Raw genomic sequence first — 16,907 nt, 5'->3', positions numbered from 1 at the left:
GACTATGTATGAATTTGCGGTAGAGCCGGCGGTTTCGCAGTTGAGGCGGCAGGGTGTAACGATCACGGAGGTTACGCCCGGCAGTGTCGCCGATGAGCTGGAGTTGTGCGTCAATGACAGGATCGTTCGCGTGAACGGCCGGCCCGTGCGTGATTATCTGGATTTCAGGTTTCAGACGGCGGGCGAGACCGAGCTTACTTTTCGCGTAAAGAAGGCGAGCGGCGAAACGCTCGATATCGAATTCGACCGCGAAGAGGGTGAGGATCTCGGGCTTATGTTCGAGCAGATCGTGCCTCGCCAATGTGCCAATGAGTGCCTATTCTGCTTTACAAAGGGAAATCCGGACGGCGCCCGCCACTCGCTCTTTGTACGTGATGAGGACATACGGCTTTCATTCCTTTACGGCAATTACACTACGCTTTCTTCGATAACGCCGGACGAGATGAAGCGCATCATCGAGCAGCGTATGTCGCCGCAGTACGTTTCGGTACATACGACCGATCTGAAGACGCGGGCGTTTATGCTCGGCGTACCGGAAAAACGTGCGGACATATCGGATAAGATGCAGTTCCTGCTCGATAACGATATCGAGATACATGCTCAGATCGTGCTTTGCCCCGCGATAAATGACGGCGAGATACTTGAAAAGACGTTGCGCGACCTCGCCGCCGAATACCCGCGAGTGATTAGCACTGCTATCGTCCCCGTTGCACTGACACGCTATAACACGGACCCGCGGCTGACGCGCGTTACGCCCGAATTCTGCCGCAGGACGATCAAACAGGTCGAGAAACTGCAAAGGGAATTTCGCCGGACGCTCGGCGTTACGTTCGCGTATCTCGGCGACGAGATCTACATAAAGGCCGGCGTCGCGATACCTTCGCGGCGGCATTACGGCAATTATCCGCAGATCGAGGACGGCGTCGGCATGGTGCGTTCGTTCAGCACGCGGTTCGAGAAGATGCTCAAAGCACTTGAGGCTTCGCCCAAAAAAGTGAGGCACGCTTTCAGCAGTGCGTCCGCACCGGCGAATCCCCGATATAATTCGGCGGCCATCTTTCCGAAGGCACGCGAGATCGCCGCTCCCGACATACTTTCGCGCCGAGGCACGATCCTGACCGGCGAGATGTTCGCACCGATCCTCAGTGAATATATCGAGCGCTATAATGCCGCGACAGGTGCAAAGCTGCACGTGCTTGCCGTGCCGAATACATACTTCGGCGGTGATGTTTCAGTTGTCGGGCTGCTTGGAGCACAGGACCTTTTGGCAGTGAAGGAACAGATAGTGGGAGATTTTGCGGTGATACCGCGTGTGATGATCAAGTCGGATGAGCCGATCTTTATCGACGGAATGACCGTCGCCGAACTCAATGACAAATTCCCGCTGCCGATCTACGATATAGACCTCGACACGTTCATCAAGTTCCTCTTTAAGTCGAGATGACGCACGCCGTACGCCATCTCGCCCCTTTTATTTCCGATCACAACGTGAAGTTGTAAGTGATTATGCCCGTTACCTTTACAGGCACGCCGGAAAGCAGTGTCGGCGTAAAGCGTGCATCGCGTGCGGCCCTTACCGCTGAATCGCGAAGCAGCGGATGCCCGCTCAAGGCACTTGCCGCGATCACGTTGCCTTTTTCGTCAAGCGTAACTTGAACGCTTACCGTTCCCATAGCATGCACCTGCCTTGCCGGTGGCGGATAGACGGGCTTCGGCAGATCGATAGCAAGGCTGTTTATCACGCCTTTCGTCTGCGTCGGCGGCACATGAGGTTTTACGGGCTTTGCAGGCGGAGGCGTTGAAGGTTTCTCGGCATCAACAGTGTCGCTTCCCGTTGGGCGCGTTCCGATACTTGCCGTGGTTGTCCCTGAAGTGTCGCCGCTGCGGGTCGGGCCCGCGGCTGACGCTTCAACTGCAGGATCGGTATCGACTTTCGAGATCGTGAATGCCGTATTCGGCCTTGCGGCATACGGATTCTTAACCACCGAGGTCGTCGTCGGAATAACGGTTGGCTCGTCAACGCGCGCCATATTTACGACGCGGGTCGGGAGCGTATTCTTTTCGTGCGTAACCGGTGCGGTCGGTGTGCGCGGCTCAGGCTTTGGCGGCTCGGCAGCGGCCATCTCGATCGGCGGTGCGAGAATGCTCACTTCGAAGCTCCCGTGAACGCCGAACTCTGCCGAGTAAATGCTTATAACGACAGCAGTTATGAACAGTACACCAACGATGGCAGCTGATGTTGCAAAGTACTTGCGCCGCTTTTTCAGGTCAGCTCCGGCGGCTGCGGATTCGATCATCTTGTCAAACATAATTCCTCCTCTGTTGCCGGTGCCAACCGCTGAATGTTTAGACACCGTTCGGAAGAAAAAGTTCCGTGCAAGGCGTGGAATTATTTGCCGTCGCTGAGCAGAGGGTTGTACATCATTATCGCGTGGTTCTCGGTAACGAGTTCTTCATTCGTCATGCCGTCAACGAGCGATGTTGTGCGTTTCCAGATGCGGTTGTGCCGTGTGTAGCCGCCCCACGGCTGGAGCTTTATCAGATGATCGGTCTCAAAAATCTCATAGGCGTTTTCGGCAGGGCGGCTCGACCGCAGTTCGCCGTTCAAATACTCATCGTCGAGCCACAGGTCAATACGGAACGTGTCCTGCGTGTCGTTGCGGAGCTGCAGGTCGATATAGTTGTACGCCAGCGTAGCACCGCAGGCGAACGGTATCTTTCGGTTTATATCCGGAAATACGTCGAAGCCGTGCCGGTAGCGTTCTGCAATGGTCAGCGGCGAATGAAGAGCCATCCAATACAGCAGATTGCCGAGCTGGCAAAGTCCGCCGCCGATGCCTTTTTCGATACGGCCGTTGTGCAGGACAAGGCCTTCGAGAAAGCCCCGCCGGGCTGTCGGCCTGCCGACCTCGTGCCAGACCGAGAGCGTTTCACCCGGCTTTATCACGATACCGTCGAGCGGAGCGATCGCGAGCCGCAGATTCGTTATCTTGTTGTACTGCAGGTGCATTTCGACATCGCGAAGCGGACGGAGAATAAATGAGCGATGCTTGATGATCGAATGATCGAGACGCGCTGCCGGGTCCTTCTTTGCGAATGAGCGGTACTGCGAGAGCCATTTGAGCTGCCTGCGAAGTGTGTAATATTCACGCCCGGCCAAACTACGTAAATAGCTTCGTTTAAGAGGTTTAGCGATATTTTTGCTGTCCATTGTCCGGTAGCCGAAACGTTATCGTAGCATAGCGGAAAGTGCGCCCGCGAATGCACGAACGGCAGTGATCGCTATTGGTGAATTCGTGGCTGCACTGCGATCAGGCGTTCCTGACCGAGATGATCTCGGCGGCAATGGAAACGGCGATCTCTTTCGGCGTCCGGCTGTTGATCGCTATGCCGATAGGTGTTCGTATGCGGGCGAGCTTGGCTTCGTCAAAGCCTTCTTCACGGAGCTCCTTGAGCAAAGCCGCCATCTTTGCCGTGCTGCCCAGCGCGCCGAAATAGCGCACATCGTGATCGATGAGTTTTCTGATCACTTCGGCATCGCTTACATAGCCGAGCGTCATCACGGCCACGTAAACATCTTCGCCCTGCGGGATATGCTCGGCAATACGGTCGTAAGATGAGATGATCGTTACGTTATCGGCAAATACGTTCTTTTCGATGGTGTTCAGTTCCGGACGGTCGTCGAAGACCGAAACGTGAAAGCCGAGGCCCGCAGCGATCTCGCTCAATGCCAGCGAGCAATGTCCGCCGCCGATGATAACAAGCCGATCCTTACGATCGAGCGCCTCTTGATAGACGAACGCTTCGCCTTCCTGACGAAAGCAGACCGGCTCGCCGTCATCCGTACTTTCGACAATTCGGAACGCGGAATTTGAGACCTCAAATGCGGCGGGCGAATTAGCTCCGCCGCGGGCGAGTAACCCCTCGACCGTCGGCAGGTCGCCGGAAGTAAGGTGCTTTACGATCACGCTTTGCCGTCCGGAGCATATCATCCCGCTCGAGTTCGGGACGTTCTTGCGATGCACCTGTTGGATGACCAATCCTCGGGCAGGACATTGCGGCTCTGAAAGTGTTGCCTTCGCCTGCTCGACAAGCTTTACCTCCATTACGCCGCCGCCTATCGAGCCGCAAAGCCCGCCGTCCGCCGCGACCGCCATCTTGTAGCCTGCACGCCCGGGACTCGACCCTGAACTTACCGCTACGACAAGAAGCTCGACACAAGCGCCATCCTTCAGGCGGGCCGCAACGAATTGCCAAAATTCAGGTTGTGGAGACACAGCAGGATTTTACCGCAGAAAGGCAGCAATGTAGAGAACGGGGCGAAGGCCGTTGTTCGTTATTCGTCCGACATCGGCCGGTCGTCGGAGTATAGGTTCATCAAAACCTTCTCAGGCGTGAACGGGCAGTCGAACGTCGGAGAACTGCCGTTGAACGCCCTTATCGCGTTGCGGATCGCGAAATAGCCGGCGATGCCGTACATAAGCGGCGGTTCGCCGACGGCTTTTGAATTGAATATCGCAAGGCTGCTGCGGGCATCGGCAAGCGGTACGATGTCGATCTCTTTTGGCACGGAGTGGATATCGGGGACCTTGTAGGTCGAGAGCGCGTTCGAGCGAAGCCTGCCTTCCGCGTCGTAAACAAGTTCCTCCATTGTCATCCAGCCAAGGCCTTGGACGATGCCGCCTTCGATCTGGCCGTAGTCAACGGCTTTGTTCATCGAGTTTCCGAAGTCGTGACAGCCTTTTACATAATCGACCACATAGCGGCCGCGAAGGCAATCGACCGTTACGCCCACGAATGCCGTGCCGTAAACGTGATATGAGAAAGGATGTCCTTTTGCCGTCGCCCAATCGAAATTGATGCCGGGCGTCGCATAATGGCTGTGTTCGCTAAGGCTTACGCGTCTGAGATGAGCTTCGGCAACAAGTGCACGCCACGAAAGCGCCGTTCGCTCGCCGCTGCGGTAAACAAAGCCGTCCTTTAGCGAAAGGTCTTCGACGGTCGCGGCCTCGACCAGGTCCTTTGCGACCGTGAATAAGCGGTCGCGTATCGTTTCGCACGCGATCTGCGTCGCACGGCCGTTGAGGTCGGCTGCGGCCGAAGCCGCGGTCGGCGATGTATTGGCTATGCGGAGCGTGTTGGTCGAATGTACCTTCACATTGCCGATATCCATCCCGAAGATCGCGGCGGCGACCTGTGCCATTTTCGTGTTGACGCCTTGGCCCATTTCGACGGCCGCGGTCGAGACGGCAACGCTTCCGTCGGTGTAAACGTGAACAAGCGAGCGAGCCTGATTCATCGGCGTATTGGTGAACGAAATGCCGAAACAGATGGGCATAACGGCTACGCCTTTCTTAAAATACTTCGATCCCGCGTTGAATTCGTCTGCCTCCTGCTGCAGCCGTGTGAGCGGGAATTTCTCATCCGCCTGCTGCCATGAGGCGGCCGCGTCGCTCTCGGCGAGTTGGCCGTAAGGGAACTCATCGCCGTCAACAAGCAGATTTCGCCGCTGGATCTCCGCGGCCGTTACGCCGAGGTTTTCTGCGGCATGGGCGATCGCGGCTTCGATCACGAACATACCCTGCGGCCCGCCAAAGCCGCGAAATGCGGTGTTCGGCGGCAGATTCGTGCGGCAGCTGTACGCCGTCGCCGTAACATTCGGGATGAAATAGCTGTTCGTGCAGTGAAAGAGCGTACGTTCGAGCACCGCCGGCGAAAGGTCGCAGCTCGCACCGGCATTTTGATAGAAGACGGCCTCATACGCGATTATCTTCAAGTCGCGGTCAAGCCCTATCTTATAATCGCTCGAATAGGGATGCCGCTTGCCTGTCATCCGCATATCTTCCATTCGATGAAGCGAATATTTTACCGGCCGTTTGGTCAGCTGTGCGGCAACTGAGACGATCGACGCCCATGCATTGCCTTGATCTTCCTTGCCGCCAAAGCCGCCGCCGAGCCTCTGTACATCGACCTCAACCTTGTGCATCGGCAGGCCCGTTACGCGGCAGACGGCACGCTGAACCGCCGTCGGGCCTTGCGTCGAAGAGTGAACGCGAATGCCGCCCTGCTCGGTCGGGATCGCGTATGCACCCTGCGTTTCGATGTAGAGATGTTCTTGGCCGTTTAGCTCAACGCGGCCCTCGAAAACGTATTCACAGCGAGCGAACGCAGCGGTAACATCACCGAGCACGAATTTCTTCGGCGGTACTATCAGCTCGCCGTTCGCCGCCGCCACGCGCGGATCGGTAACGGGCGTTAGCGGCTCGATCTCCGCCGTCACCAGCTTTGCGGCCTTGCGTGCCTGATCGTCCGACTCGGCAACCACGATCGCAACAGGCTGGCCCTGAAAATGAACCTCGCCCTCGGCCAGAAGCGGCTCGTCAGGTACGACCCCGCCGATCTGATTCTCACCGACGAGGTCTTTTGCCGTTATCACGCATACGACACCGTCACTTTGTTCCGCGGCGCTCGTATCGATGCTTTTCAGCCCGCCATGTGCGACCGGCGAATCAAAAACACACGCATACAGCGTCCCGCGAATAACGGGAATATCGTCGAGATAAACGCTCTCGCCGCGAACGTGTGAATATGAGTCGATGTTCTTCATAAAGCCGATCTTTGGTACGGTACGCGAGGTGCCGCTTGGCGATCATCCCGCGCCGTTCGTGCCGAAGAGTTCTTCAAAATGTGCGCGGAAAAGCTGCCGCAGCAGCAGACGTTTGTAATGCTCGGTTCCGCGTACGTCTGAGATCGGCGAGACCTCGGACTGCATGATTTCGCCGGCGGCGTTGATGGTTTCCTCGCTGATCCGCTTGCCCTTTAGAAAAGCCGACGTTTCTTTTAGATAAAGCGGTATCGCCGCGACGCCGCCTGCGGCGACGTGAGCGTCGATGATCGTATAGTCGATATTTGCAACACTGGGCCCAGTCGCTATCGCTCCGGGTTCTGACAGTGCGGGCGGTGTCCAGCCTTCACCCGGCATCGTCCTGACAGTGAGCGAGATCGCGGTGTTCACTGTCGCGATGTCGAGGTATGTGCGTTTGCAGACCTTTTCGAAATTGAAGCGGAAATCACCAGGCGGTTTTTTGAAACGAATCGTAGTGATGATCTCGTCCGGTTGCTTGGCGAGCTGTTTGTAGCCGAGATAGAGGTCACGCAGTTTTATCGAACGAAGCCGGCCGCCCGCTGACGCAGGCGGTTCCGACAGATCGATCTCGGCGTCAAGAGCGAGGAACCAGACGGTCATATCACCGATAGGTGAGGCGTTGACGAAGTTACCGGCGATGGTCGCCATATTGCGTATCGGTGTCGAGGATACGAGCTTCAGATGCTTATAAAGATCGGGAAAGATCGAGCGCATCACGTCCGAATTAAGCAGATCGGAGACGGTTGCGGCGGCTCCTATCTCGATAAATTCGCCATTATCACGAACACCGCGCAGGCCGTCATCGTACAGCAGCGGAATGCTGCCGCTGTCTGCCATTTGCTCAGGCCTTTGAACATAGAGGTCGGTTCCGCCGCCGGTCAGAACCGCCTGCGTGAGCAGGCGGTCAGTTTGTTGCGAATTTGCAGCCGCTCTGGTGACGAGGTCTCGCAGCCTTGGCGCGATGTCAGCGAAATATGGCGGTACGCACGTAAAAGGTGTCGTATCGAACTGGCCGCCCGCTGACGCAGGCGGTTCTGACAAAAGCCCGCATAATTGCCGAGCGGCACGCTCGATGGATTTGTAGCCCGTGCAGCGGCAGATATTGCCGTCGATCGACGAAACCGCATCGTCGATGAGCCTTTCCGGATCCTCGCACTGATCTCCGCACCGAGCGGCATTTACGCAAAATCCCGTGAGCGACATCACAAAGCCGGGCGTGCAAAAGCCGCATTGCGTGCCGCTCTCGTCAACCATCGCCTGTTGAACGCTCGTCAGTGAGCCGTCGGCGGGCGTGATGCCTTCGATGGTAACGATGTGTTTGCCTTGCGCCGCCGCGAGCGGCATCAAGCAAGAGACGACCGAGCGATACTGAACCGTTCCGCCTGCGAGTTCGCCGACCAAGACAGTGCATGCTCCGCAATCGCCTTCGCGGCAGCCGATCTTTGTTCCTGTCAAAGACTTGTTATAGCGGACGAAGTCGAGTATGGTCGTGCCGCTTGGCCGGTCAGTTGCGATCTTCTCGTTGTTGAGGATGAATTCGATCACAGTTTCTTAAAATTTTCTGATAAGGACGACACCGGCAGTGATCAGCAGGATGCCTGCGACGCGTGCGAGGCTTACCTCTTTGACATCGACGCCGAGCAGCCCGAAGTGATCGATGACGAGCGTTATAAGCATTTGTCCCGCAACGATCAGGCTGAACGTCAGCGCAACACCGAGACGCGGTACCAACAGCACCGTGGCGTAAACAAAAAAGGCCCCGAGCAGTCCGCCGATCCACGCTACGGGCGGTGCATTCTTCGCTGCCGTAAGTGATGCAAGCCCGTTGCCGGAAAGGACAGAGAAGACAAGAAGTGCCGCTGTCCCGATCAGGAACGAGAGGAAAGCCGCCAGCAGCGGACTGTTGATCACTGCCGCCATTTTGTTATTCGTAGCGGCTTGTGTCGGCATAAAAGCACCGGCGACGAGTGCGATCAGCATAAAGATGTAAGAGCTGTTCGACATCAATATTCGGTCTTGTCGGCCTTGTCAGTCCACGCTCGGAATGCCGCTTTAGCCTCATCGCGGCAGAGAGCTTTCATTTGCAGCACGCGCTCGTCATTCGGCTTATCCATTTCGCTGTAAAACAGAGCATCGTCAAAGCCTGCGGCGGCTGCGTCATCGCGTGTACCGGCAAAGAAGATCGCCTTTGGACGCGACCAATAGATCGCACCGAGGCACATCGGGCACGGTTCGCAGCTTGTATAGATGGTGCAGCCCTCCAATTGGAACGAGCCGAGCCTGCCGCAAGCATCACGGATGGCAACTATCTCGGCGTGTGCCGTCGGATCGTTCGCCGAGGTAACTCGATTATTCCCGCGGCCGATGACCTCGCCGTCCTTTACCACTACACAGCCGAACGGGCCGCCGTCGCCCGCTCTTACGCCTTCGATCGCAAGCTCGATCGCCTGCAGCATGAATCTCTTATCGTCCTCGTTCATTGTGCGGCCGGCTCCTTTATCTTGATCTCGTAAAGTTTTTTCCAGTTCTTTCCGGTGACGAAGATGCGGTCGCCGGTGCTGTCATAGGCAATGCCGTTGAGCGTATTCTCCTCTTGGCCGGGCTTGTCCTGATCGTCAGGCGAGATGCCCGCGAGGTTTATCCAGCCTAGCAGCTTGCCCGAATTCGGGTCGATGCGGGCGATATAATTCGGCTTTCCGAGCACCTCAGGGTCTTCCGAATGCCACACGTTCGCCCATATCTCGCCTTTGATCCATTCGAGTTCATTGATGCGCATAAGCGGCCTGCCGTCCTCACGCATCACGGGAATGGTCCGCACCGTTTCGAACGTGTTCGGGTCCATGACCTTCAGCACATGCGTGCCCTGTGAGAGTATCAGGTTCGTCCCGTCGGTCGTCATACCCCAGCCTTCGCCTTGGTAGCTGAACTCGCGAAGCAGTTTGAAGTCGCCGGCGTTGAACACGCGCCCGAGGCCTTGCTGCCATGTGAGCATATAGATCTTGTCGCCGATCATTGCTATGCCTTCGCCAAAGTCCTCGGCCGGCAGATCCCATTTTTGAAGCACCTTTCCGGTTGTAAGCTCGACCTTTCGGATCGATGAGCGTCTCTGTTCGCCCGTACTCTCATACAAAGCGCCGTCATGGAAAAAAAGCCCTTCGGTAAATGCCCGCTGGTCGTGCGGATATGCCTTGACGACCTCGTAGCCGTAAACAGGCAACGCCGTCCGCTGCGGTACTGCCGGCGCCTTATTGACGTTCGGCTTGTTGTTTACGGGCGGGGCGCCGCAGGCAGCGGCAACGCTCAGAATGAAAACGATCAATATGGAACGCATAGGAACAAAGAAAGGCTCATTTCTTCAGCACGCGGTCGATCGCGGCTCGGAACGCATCGGCTGTAAGCCGCCGCACCTTTATGCCGTTGACATAGATCGTCGGTGTGCCTGTGATGTCAAGGTCGTAGCCGTCCGCCATATCCTTCTTGACCTTGGCGGCGACAGCGGCGGATTTCAAGTCTATATCAAACTTGGCGGCATTCAAACCGAGGGCTGCGGCATAGCGCTTGAGCGATGCGTCATCGAGTTTGTCCTGATCTCGGTAGAGTATGTCAGTATATTCAAAGAATTTTCCCTGCAAGTTGGCCGCTCCGGCCGCAAGTGCCGCACGATAGGCGTTTTGATGCAGCGTTTCGAGAGGGAAGTTTCGCACGACAAAGCGGATCTTACCCGGATATTCTGCGAGCACTTTCTTCAGAACAGGATGAGTTGCCGCACAGGCCGGGCATTGAAAATCGCTGAACATTATGACCGTAACGGGTGCATTCGCCGGCCCGGTCGAAGGTCCGTGATCGGCAGATACGGGATATGCCGCCGGCTCGGGGCCTTTGTAAACGATCGTCGCATTGTATTTGACGAAAAGCTTCTGTTTGAAGGCTTCGGTGAGGCGGTCCTGCTCGTCATCCGAAAAGTCCTTCATCTTATCGGTTACCTCCTTTGCCCACAGATCCATCGGCTCCAGTTGCTGTATCTTTGCCTCGTCGCGGGCAAGAAGATCGAGCAAAAGGCCCTCGGCATCCGCAATGATCTCATCGGCTGCACCTGCTTGCAGGTCATAAAGCCGAGGCGCGGCGTAGGTGTCGAACTCCTTTAATGTCAGCGGTTTACCGCTGATCGAGGCAACAGTGTCGCCGGGAGCGATGCCCTTTGCGTCAATATCCTTCACCAAAGTTACTTTGTACTTTTGTTTCAAGCTGTCATACGCGGCATTAACTGCTTTGCTTTCCGGGCCGGTGCGTAAGAAATTTAGGAGCATCCAATGAGCTTCTTCGTAGGTTTTATCACCCAGACGGTCGCGGTTCGCTTCATAGACCGTTCTTATTTCGGCCTCTGACGGATCTGCTGCCTTTCGTTTTTCTGAATCGACAAACTCCTTTTCCGAGACTCCTTTCGATGCCGCTTCGAGGCTCATGACGCGGTGGAACAGGAAATCCGAGAACAGTTCGCGCCGCTGCTTTGCGAGAGACGCCGGCATTTCAGACGCGATCTTCTGCACGTCATCAGCGAGGTCGCTCAGCTTGACCGTGTGGCCTGCGGCGACTGCGATGACGGTGTCCGGCTTTTGCGCAAGTGCGGCGGTACAGGATAAAAGTAAGATAGCGAGTAATGTTCGAGTGCGCATACGCTGCAAAGGTCAGATGATAGCAAATTCGACACCTTTATTCGCCCGAACGTTGCCATGAAGAAGCTTTCGCGCAAATTCTATCTATCCCGCGATACACCGTCGCTTGCCCGCGATCTGCTCGGCAAACTGCTTGTCGTGCCGGGCGATGACGGTAGGCGCATCTCCGGAATGATCGTCGAGACAGAGGCGTATATGGGGCACAATGACCGTGCAGCCCACAGTTTCGGCGGCCGCCGGACAGCTCGCAATAATGTCAGCTACGGCGTGGGCGGCCATGCGTATATCTACTTCATTTACGGGATGTATCATCAGCTCAATATCGTTACCGGCCCGGCGGACCATCCGCACGGCGTGCTTATTCGCGCCATCGAGCCGGTCGAAGGCATTGATGCAATGCGGCTGCGGCGCGGCGATATGAAGGACACGAATCTTACTTCTGGGCCGGGCAAGCTCTGTATCGCACTTGACCTCGATCGCGACCGCAACGGCGAAGACCTGTTGGGTGAGAACATCTATATCGAGCGTTACAAGAGATTCAAGGATGAAGAAGTGGCCGTCGGAAAACGCATCGGGATCGATTTTGCGGGCGAAGATGCCGAGCGTCTTTTGCGGTTCTGGGTGAGCGGAAACCCATTCGTAAGCCGTAAATGACGCCGCAGCTTATTTAGCGTCCTGCCGCGAAAGCTGTTATTTTTATTGTTTATGTCAGAACCGGTCATTAAGAAGGTAAAACCCGACATCCGCGCTATCACAAGGCTTGTGCCGGCGAGCGGAAACCTTGTGCAGGGGCAGTCCGAACTGCCGATCGATCCGCAGCTTGCTGCCGAGGCGGCCGCGATAATTGCCGCGAGCCAAAATCATTATGGCGGCAGCGAAGGCCATGAAGGGCTGCGGCGCGCAGTCGCGGCAAAGCTCGAAAAATATAACGGCATTTCCATCGACGCGGATGCTCGGCCCTTTGAGCTGATGATCACGAACGGCGGCACCGGCGCGTTGATCGGTATCGCGCAAAGCTATCTTCGAGGCAAGGCCGCGCTCGTTTTCGAGCCGTATTATCCGTATCACAAACGCATACTCGAGGAATTCGGAGCAAAGACCGAGACATTCGCGTTGGATGCCGATCTCGCTTTCGGCAAAGATGAACTGCTTGCACACTGCCGCGAACTTAAAGGCCGCAAGGACTACCCGCTGCATACGATCATCGTCTGCAGTCCAGCGAATCCGAGCGGAAAGGTGATGTCGCAAGCCGAACTTGAAGCCATTGCCGATGTCGCGAAGGAACTAGACCTTCTTGTCGTTTCCGACGAGGTCTATGAGCACTATGTAACGGGCGAAACGCCGCACATTCCCATCGCATCGCTGCCCGAGATGCGTGAGCGTACGATAACGGTCAATTCGTTCTCAAAATCGTGGAACATCTCGGGCTGGCGGCTTGGTTATGCGTTCGGCACCGGCGAGCTTATTGCTCCGATAAACAATGCGGCAAATGTGATATACGTTTGTCCGGCGACGCCGCTTCAGGCCGCTCTTGCCAAGGTACTGACGGCAAATGACGGCTACTATACAGAGCTTCGCGATACATTCGATGCCAAACGCCGCCGTTTCTGTGATGGCCTTGCGGAGCTTGGCTTCGAGATCTATAACTCAGGCTCGGCGTTCTACATTTGGGCGCGAATTCCGCGCAAATTCAGCGATGCCATAGCCTTCAACGAGATGCTGATGCGCGACGCCGGAGTGGGCATGACGCCCGGCAGTGCGTTCGCAGACAATGACCTTTGGGATGCCCACGTCCGCATTTGTATTGCTCGCGAAGATGAGATCCTTGACGGTGCGATGGCAAAGCTCAGGAGCACGCTCGGATAAGTAATGCCTTCGCTTCTGGAGACCATTGCCTTTGCTGCGGGAGCCATCTATATTTGGCTTTCGGTCAGGCAAAATATCTGGAATTTCCCTGTCGGACTGATAAATGTCGCGGCGTACTGCATTGTTTTCTTTGGATCGCGGCTGTATGCCGATGCCGGCTTGCAGATCGTATATTTCGTGCTGACGGCGATCGGCTGGCATATGTGGCTGCACGGCGGCGAGGGCGGAACCGCTCTGGCCGTAACACGTATCAAACGCCATGAATTGACCATCGTTCTTGCAATAGGTACCGCACTCACTCTCCTGCTTTGGACATTTCTCAGCAAGGTCGGCGGGTCGGCGTCTCCTTTTGATTCGCTTACCACATCATTCAGCCTGTGCGGGCAGTGGCTCCTCAACCGTAAACTATTGGAAAATTGGCTCTTTTGGATCGCAGTGGATGCCATTTACGTGCCTTTGTATATCTATAAAGAGCTGTATCTTACGGCCGTGCTGTATGCGATCTTTTTGGGGCTGGCGTTCGTCGGCTACTACAAGTGGCGCGAGAGCTGGCTTGAAGGAGCGGCCGCAGTATGACACGAGGCCTGATCACGGGAAGGTTCTGTCCGCCGCACTTGGGACACAAGCAGCTGATCGGGACGGCCCGCCGTCGAGTTGATATGCTGACAGTGGCTATCGACACTCGAGCGAATGATGCCATCGCAGCAGATCTGCGAATGAGCTGGCTCAAAGAGATACATCCTGATTGCGGGATAGAACTCACCGACAACGGGCAGCGTGCCGGAGCGGATATCGTGTTTGGCGGCGACCCTTCGCCGGCGGAATATGCACGCGTGATCGGGGCGAAATTCTTTGAGATCGAACGCGCACGCGAGACTGAAGATCTCTCGTCGGCAGCCATATTAGCCGCACCGCTCGACAACTTGCAGTCCCTTGAGCCTTGCGTACGTGCCTATTTTGTCAAGAGGGTCGTTCTCATAGGGGCTGAGTCAACCGGAAAGACCACGTTGGCACGGCATCTGGCTGAGCACTTCGACACGCTGTGGGTCGCCGAATACGGCCGCGAGAATTGGGAAGAGAAGATACGTGCGCTGACGCCGGACAAGCCGTCAGTTTGGTGGACGCGCGAAGATTTCGTGCATATCGCACAGGAGCAGCAGCGGCGCGAGAACGAGGCCGCACGAAACGCGAACCGAGTGCTGATCTGTGATACGAATGCTTTTACGACAGGCACTTGGTTCGAGCGGTACGAGAACCGCCGCGACGCGGAGGTTGATGCGATAGGAGCACTCGATAAGGCAGACCTGTATCTGATCCCGACGCCGGACGTGCCGTTCGTTCAGGACGGCGTGCGTGACGGCGAGATGATACGCGATTGGATGCACTGCCGCTTTAAGGAGCGTCTAACAGCGGGTACGGTTCCGTTCGTTGAGCTGACCGGAAGCTTTGCCGAGCGTACGCGCCGAGCTGTCGATGAGGTGGAGAAGCTGCTGCGCTAACTCGACATATCGCGGCATTTTGACTACGTTGTATTAGATCGACAATTTGAGGTATTGGCAATGAAAAGAATTTTAACGTCTCTGATTCTTTTGAGTTTCACCCTTGCATCCGCAGGATACGCCGATGAAGGAATGTGGACCTTTGATAATCCGCCGCTCAAGCAGTGGAAAGAGCGCTATAACTTCGAACCGACAAAGGAGTGGCTCGACAACCTGCGGCTTGCGAGTGTACGGCTCAGCGACGGCGGGTCGTCCAGCTTTGTCTCGCCGAACGGCTTGCTTGTTACCAATCAGCACGTTGCGAGCGGCCAGCTCTCGAAATCCTCGACAAAGGAGAACGACTACATAAAGGACGGGTTTTACGCCAAAAGCCAGAAGGATGAGATCCGCGTGCCCGACCTTGAAGCGAACGTTTTGCTCTCCTTCGAGAATGTTACCGGCCGCGTAACCTCGGCCGTCAGAAAAGGGGCGACCGACAAGCAAGCGGGCGAGCAGCGAAAGATCGAACGCGCGGCTATCGAGCGTGAATGTGCCGCTGCGACGGCGCTTAAATGCGAGGTTATCTCATTTTACAGCGGCGGCGAGTATTGGTTGTACCGTTTCAAAAAGTACACCGATCTGCGCATCGTTTTCGCACCCGAGGAGCAGATCGCTTTCTTCGGCGGCGATTATGACAATTTCGTATTTCCGAGGCATGACCTCGATGTTACCTTCCTGCGTGTTTATGAGGACGGCAAGCCGATCAAAACGCCCAATTATTTCAAGTGGTCGGCAAAAGGAGCACAGGACGGCGAGTTCATCGTTTTGCCTGGCAATCCGGGCTCAACATCACGCCTGCTGACCGTTGCACAGCTAAAATATCAGCGCGATGTCGGCAATCCGCTTCAGAAGCTGATTTGGGGATCGCGGCTCAAGGCCCTCGAGGACTACTCGAAACGCGGGCCGGAGCAGGCACGGCAGGCACATAGCACGATCCGCTCGCTTAGCAACTCACTCAAGCGTTTATCCGGGCAGCAGGACGGCCTTCTTGACCCGAAGCAATTCGCAAAGAAAGAGAAAGAAGAAGCCGAGCTTAAAGCCGGGCTTGCAAAACAACCAAAGCTCAATGCTCAATACGCACCGGCATGGGCACAGATCGCGCGTGCTTATGCGGCACTGCCGCGTATGGCGAATCGCCTTGCCTTTACTTCGATATCGCCGTCGCGGCTCGGCTCGATCGCGACACAGATCGTGCGTTATTCGCAAGAGGTCAAAAAGCCGAACGATCAGCGATATGACGAATTTCGCGACAATCGCCTCGATTCGCTCAAGCTCGGCCTTCTGTCGCCGGCCCCGATCTATCCCGACCTTGATAAAGCAGCGTTGACGCAATGGCTTATCGATGCGAAGAAGGAGCTTGGGCCGAACGACCCGTTCATACGTGCGGTTCTCGGCACTCGCGAACCGGCCGAGGTGGTCAGCGAGGCGATCGACAAGACGACGCTCAAGGATCCGGCGGCACGCAAGGCGCTGCTCGACGGCGGCTCTGCGGCGGTCGATGCTTCGACCGATCCGCTTATCGTCATTGCGCGAAAGATCGAGCCTATCATTCGCGAACTGCGTGCGTGGAATGAGACGAATATCGCCAATGTTGACGCCGCCGCCGGCGAAAAGATCGCCAAGGCACGTTTCGCCGTTTACGGCAGGACGATCCCGCCCGACGCTAACTTCAACCTTCGCATCTCATACGGCCGTGTCAAGGGCTACGAAGAGGATACGACGCTTGTACCGTATAAGACGACCTTCTACGGCCTTTATGATCGCGCCGACAGCTTTAACCAAATGGAGCCGTGGAACTTGCCGCCCCGCTGGCAGAACGGACGCGATAAGCTCGACCTCTCGACGCCGCTCGATTTTGTTTATACGGCTGATACCATCGGCGGCAATTCGGGCTCGCCGGTCGTAAACCGTAACGGCGAATTCGTCGGTATCAACTTCGACAGCAATAATCAGAAGCTCTCAAACCGCTATTGGTATGTCGATGAAGCTGACGGCGGCCGTGCGGTCGGCGTACATTCCGCGGGAATACTCGAAGCGCTGAAAAAGCTATACAAGGCCGACAGCCTGGTAAATGAGCTTCTTGCGCGGTAGCTGCGGGTTCGTTTGCCGTTCGTTTTTTACGGCTCAGCTCCGGTATCCTGCCAATTTGCACATACAGGCCTGCGGACAGGCCTGTATGTGCCG

Annotated in this window: 15 protein-coding genes; 6 read left to right on the top strand and 9 right to left on the bottom strand. The window is 56.3% G+C overall.

Annotated elements, in window-relative coordinates; translation table 11 throughout:
• The first annotated feature begins 4 nt into the window (after positions 1 to 4).
• On the top strand, positions 5 to 1,444 hold the full coding sequence (locus HS105_11755) for a DUF512 domain-containing protein (GenBank protein ID MBE7517261.1): 1,440 nt from the start codon (positions 5 to 7) through the stop codon (positions 1,442 to 1,444).
• A gap of 37 nt (positions 1,445 to 1,481) precedes the next feature.
• Here HS105_11755 and HS105_11750 read toward each other — a convergent pair whose 3' ends face one another.
• The 9 genes from HS105_11750 to HS105_11710 all read right to left on the bottom strand — a co-directional run bounded on the left by HS105_11750 (position 1,482) and on the right by HS105_11710 (position 11,319).
• Positions 1,482 to 2,309 carry a TonB family protein gene (locus HS105_11750; GenBank protein MBE7517260.1) on the bottom strand — a complete coding sequence of 276 codons (828 nt, stop codon included), beginning with the start codon at positions 2,307 to 2,309 and terminating at the stop codon, positions 1,482 to 1,484.
• An 80-nt stretch (positions 2,310 to 2,389) separates the two neighbouring features.
• Positions 2,390 to 3,211 (bottom strand): VanW family protein, encoded by an 822-nt coding sequence (locus tag HS105_11745; protein ID MBE7517259.1) that lies wholly within the window; start codon positions 3,209 to 3,211, stop codon positions 2,390 to 2,392.
• Between the two features lie 100 nt (positions 3,212 to 3,311).
• The gene (locus HS105_11740; GenBank protein ID MBE7517258.1) at positions 3,312 to 4,277 is read right to left on the bottom strand and encodes an XdhC family protein; all 966 of its coding nucleotides are present in this window, start codon (positions 4,275 to 4,277) and stop codon (positions 3,312 to 3,314) included.
• 59 nt (positions 4,278 to 4,336) lie between these two features.
• Complete coding sequence (locus tag HS105_11735; protein MBE7517257.1) at positions 4,337 to 6,607, bottom strand: molybdopterin-dependent oxidoreductase; 2,271 nt, start codon at positions 6,605 to 6,607, stop codon at positions 4,337 to 4,339.
• Between the two features lie 42 nt (positions 6,608 to 6,649).
• A complete protein-coding gene (locus HS105_11730; protein MBE7517256.1) occupies positions 6,650 to 8,191 on the bottom strand; it encodes an FAD binding domain-containing protein in 1,542 nt (513 codons plus the stop codon).
• 6 nt (positions 8,192 to 8,197) lie between these two features.
• A complete protein-coding gene (locus HS105_11725) occupies positions 8,198 to 8,650 on the bottom strand; it encodes a DMT family transporter (protein ID MBE7517255.1) in 453 nt (150 codons plus the stop codon).
• A complete protein-coding gene (locus HS105_11720) occupies positions 8,650 to 9,126 on the bottom strand; it encodes a nucleoside deaminase (protein MBE7517254.1) in 477 nt (158 codons plus the stop codon). Before HS105_11720 ends, HS105_11725 begins: the two co-directional genes overlap by 1 nt.
• On the bottom strand, positions 9,123 to 9,977 hold the full coding sequence (locus HS105_11715) for a glutaminyl-peptide cyclotransferase (protein MBE7517253.1): 855 nt from the start codon (positions 9,975 to 9,977) through the stop codon (positions 9,123 to 9,125). The genes HS105_11720 and HS105_11715 overlap by 4 nt, the downstream gene beginning before the upstream one ends.
• 16 nt (positions 9,978 to 9,993) lie before the next feature.
• Positions 9,994 to 11,319: a thioredoxin domain-containing protein gene (locus HS105_11710; protein ID MBE7517252.1), complete on the bottom strand. Its 1,326-nt coding sequence runs from the start codon at positions 11,317 to 11,319 to the stop codon at positions 9,994 to 9,996.
• Positions 11,320 to 11,376: 57 nt separating this feature from the next.
• Here HS105_11710 and HS105_11705 point away from each other — a divergent pair, with 57 nt between their 5' ends.
• Genes HS105_11705 through HS105_11685 form a run of 5 tightly spaced genes read left to right on the top strand, consistent with a single transcriptional unit; the run spans position 11,377 to position 16,814 of the window.
• Entirely contained in the window at positions 11,377 to 11,973 is a 597-nt protein-coding gene (locus tag HS105_11705) for a DNA-3-methyladenine glycosylase (GenBank protein ID MBE7517251.1), read from the top strand.
• A 51-nt stretch (positions 11,974 to 12,024) separates the two neighbouring features.
• Positions 12,025 to 13,185 carry a pyridoxal phosphate-dependent aminotransferase gene (locus HS105_11700; protein ID MBE7517250.1) on the top strand — a complete coding sequence of 387 codons (1,161 nt, stop codon included), beginning with the start codon at positions 12,025 to 12,027 and terminating at the stop codon, positions 13,183 to 13,185.
• A gap of 3 nt (positions 13,186 to 13,188) precedes the next feature.
• A complete protein-coding gene (locus HS105_11695; protein MBE7517249.1) occupies positions 13,189 to 13,761 on the top strand; it encodes a nicotinamide mononucleotide transporter in 573 nt (190 codons plus the stop codon).
• A complete protein-coding gene (locus HS105_11690; GenBank protein MBE7517248.1) occupies positions 13,758 to 14,684 on the top strand; it encodes an AAA family ATPase in 927 nt (308 codons plus the stop codon). The genes HS105_11695 and HS105_11690 overlap by 4 nt, the downstream gene beginning before the upstream one ends.
• Before the next feature lie 60 nt (positions 14,685 to 14,744).
• Positions 14,745 to 16,814, top strand: a complete 2,070-nt coding sequence (locus HS105_11685) for a S46 family peptidase (protein ID MBE7517247.1) — start codon at positions 14,745 to 14,747, stop codon at positions 16,812 to 16,814.
• Positions 16,815 to 16,907: the final 93 nt, after the last annotated feature.

Origin of the sequence: Chloracidobacterium sp., assembly GCA_015075585.1 — a bacterium.
Taxonomy (GTDB): domain Bacteria; phylum Acidobacteriota; class Blastocatellia; order Pyrinomonadales; family Pyrinomonadaceae; genus OLB17.
Note: the sequence above shows the minus strand (reverse complement) of the source record. Positions and strands in the feature narration are given on the sequence as shown.

Excerpts from the sequence above, each read along its gene's own strand:
- HS105_11750 (MBE7517260.1), bottom strand. The coding sequence starts at position 2,309 with ATGTTTGACAAGATGATCGAATCCGCAGCCGCCGGAGCTGACCTGAAA.
- HS105_11690 (MBE7517248.1), top strand. The coding sequence starts at position 13,758 with ATGACACGAGGCCTGATCACGGGAAGGTTCTGTCCGCCGCACTTGGGA.
- HS105_11695 (MBE7517249.1), top strand. The coding sequence starts at position 13,189 with ATGCCTTCGCTTCTGGAGACCATTGCCTTTGCTGCGGGAGCCATCTAT.
- HS105_11745 (MBE7517259.1), bottom strand. The coding sequence starts at position 3,211 with ATGGACAGCAAAAATATCGCTAAACCTCTTAAACGAAGCTATTTACGT.
- HS105_11720 (MBE7517254.1), bottom strand. The coding sequence starts at position 9,126 with ATGAACGAGGACGATAAGAGATTCATGCTGCAGGCGATCGAGCTTGCG.
- HS105_11705 (MBE7517251.1), top strand. The coding sequence starts at position 11,377 with ATGAAGAAGCTTTCGCGCAAATTCTATCTATCCCGCGATACACCGTCG.
- HS105_11725 (MBE7517255.1), bottom strand. The coding sequence starts at position 8,650 with ATGTCGAACAGCTCTTACATCTTTATGCTGATCGCACTCGTCGCCGGT.
- HS105_11700 (MBE7517250.1), top strand. The coding sequence starts at position 12,025 with ATGTCAGAACCGGTCATTAAGAAGGTAAAACCCGACATCCGCGCTATC.
- HS105_11715 (MBE7517253.1), bottom strand. The coding sequence starts at position 9,977 with ATGCGTTCCATATTGATCGTTTTCATTCTGAGCGTTGCCGCTGCCTGC.
- HS105_11710 (MBE7517252.1), bottom strand. The coding sequence starts at position 11,319 with ATGCGCACTCGAACATTACTCGCTATCTTACTTTTATCCTGTACCGCC.
- HS105_11735 (MBE7517257.1), bottom strand. The coding sequence starts at position 6,607 with ATGAAGAACATCGACTCATATTCACACGTTCGCGGCGAGAGCGTTTAT.
- HS105_11755 (MBE7517261.1), top strand. The coding sequence starts at position 5 with ATGTATGAATTTGCGGTAGAGCCGGCGGTTTCGCAGTTGAGGCGGCAG.
- HS105_11685 (MBE7517247.1), top strand. The coding sequence starts at position 14,745 with ATGAAAAGAATTTTAACGTCTCTGATTCTTTTGAGTTTCACCCTTGCA.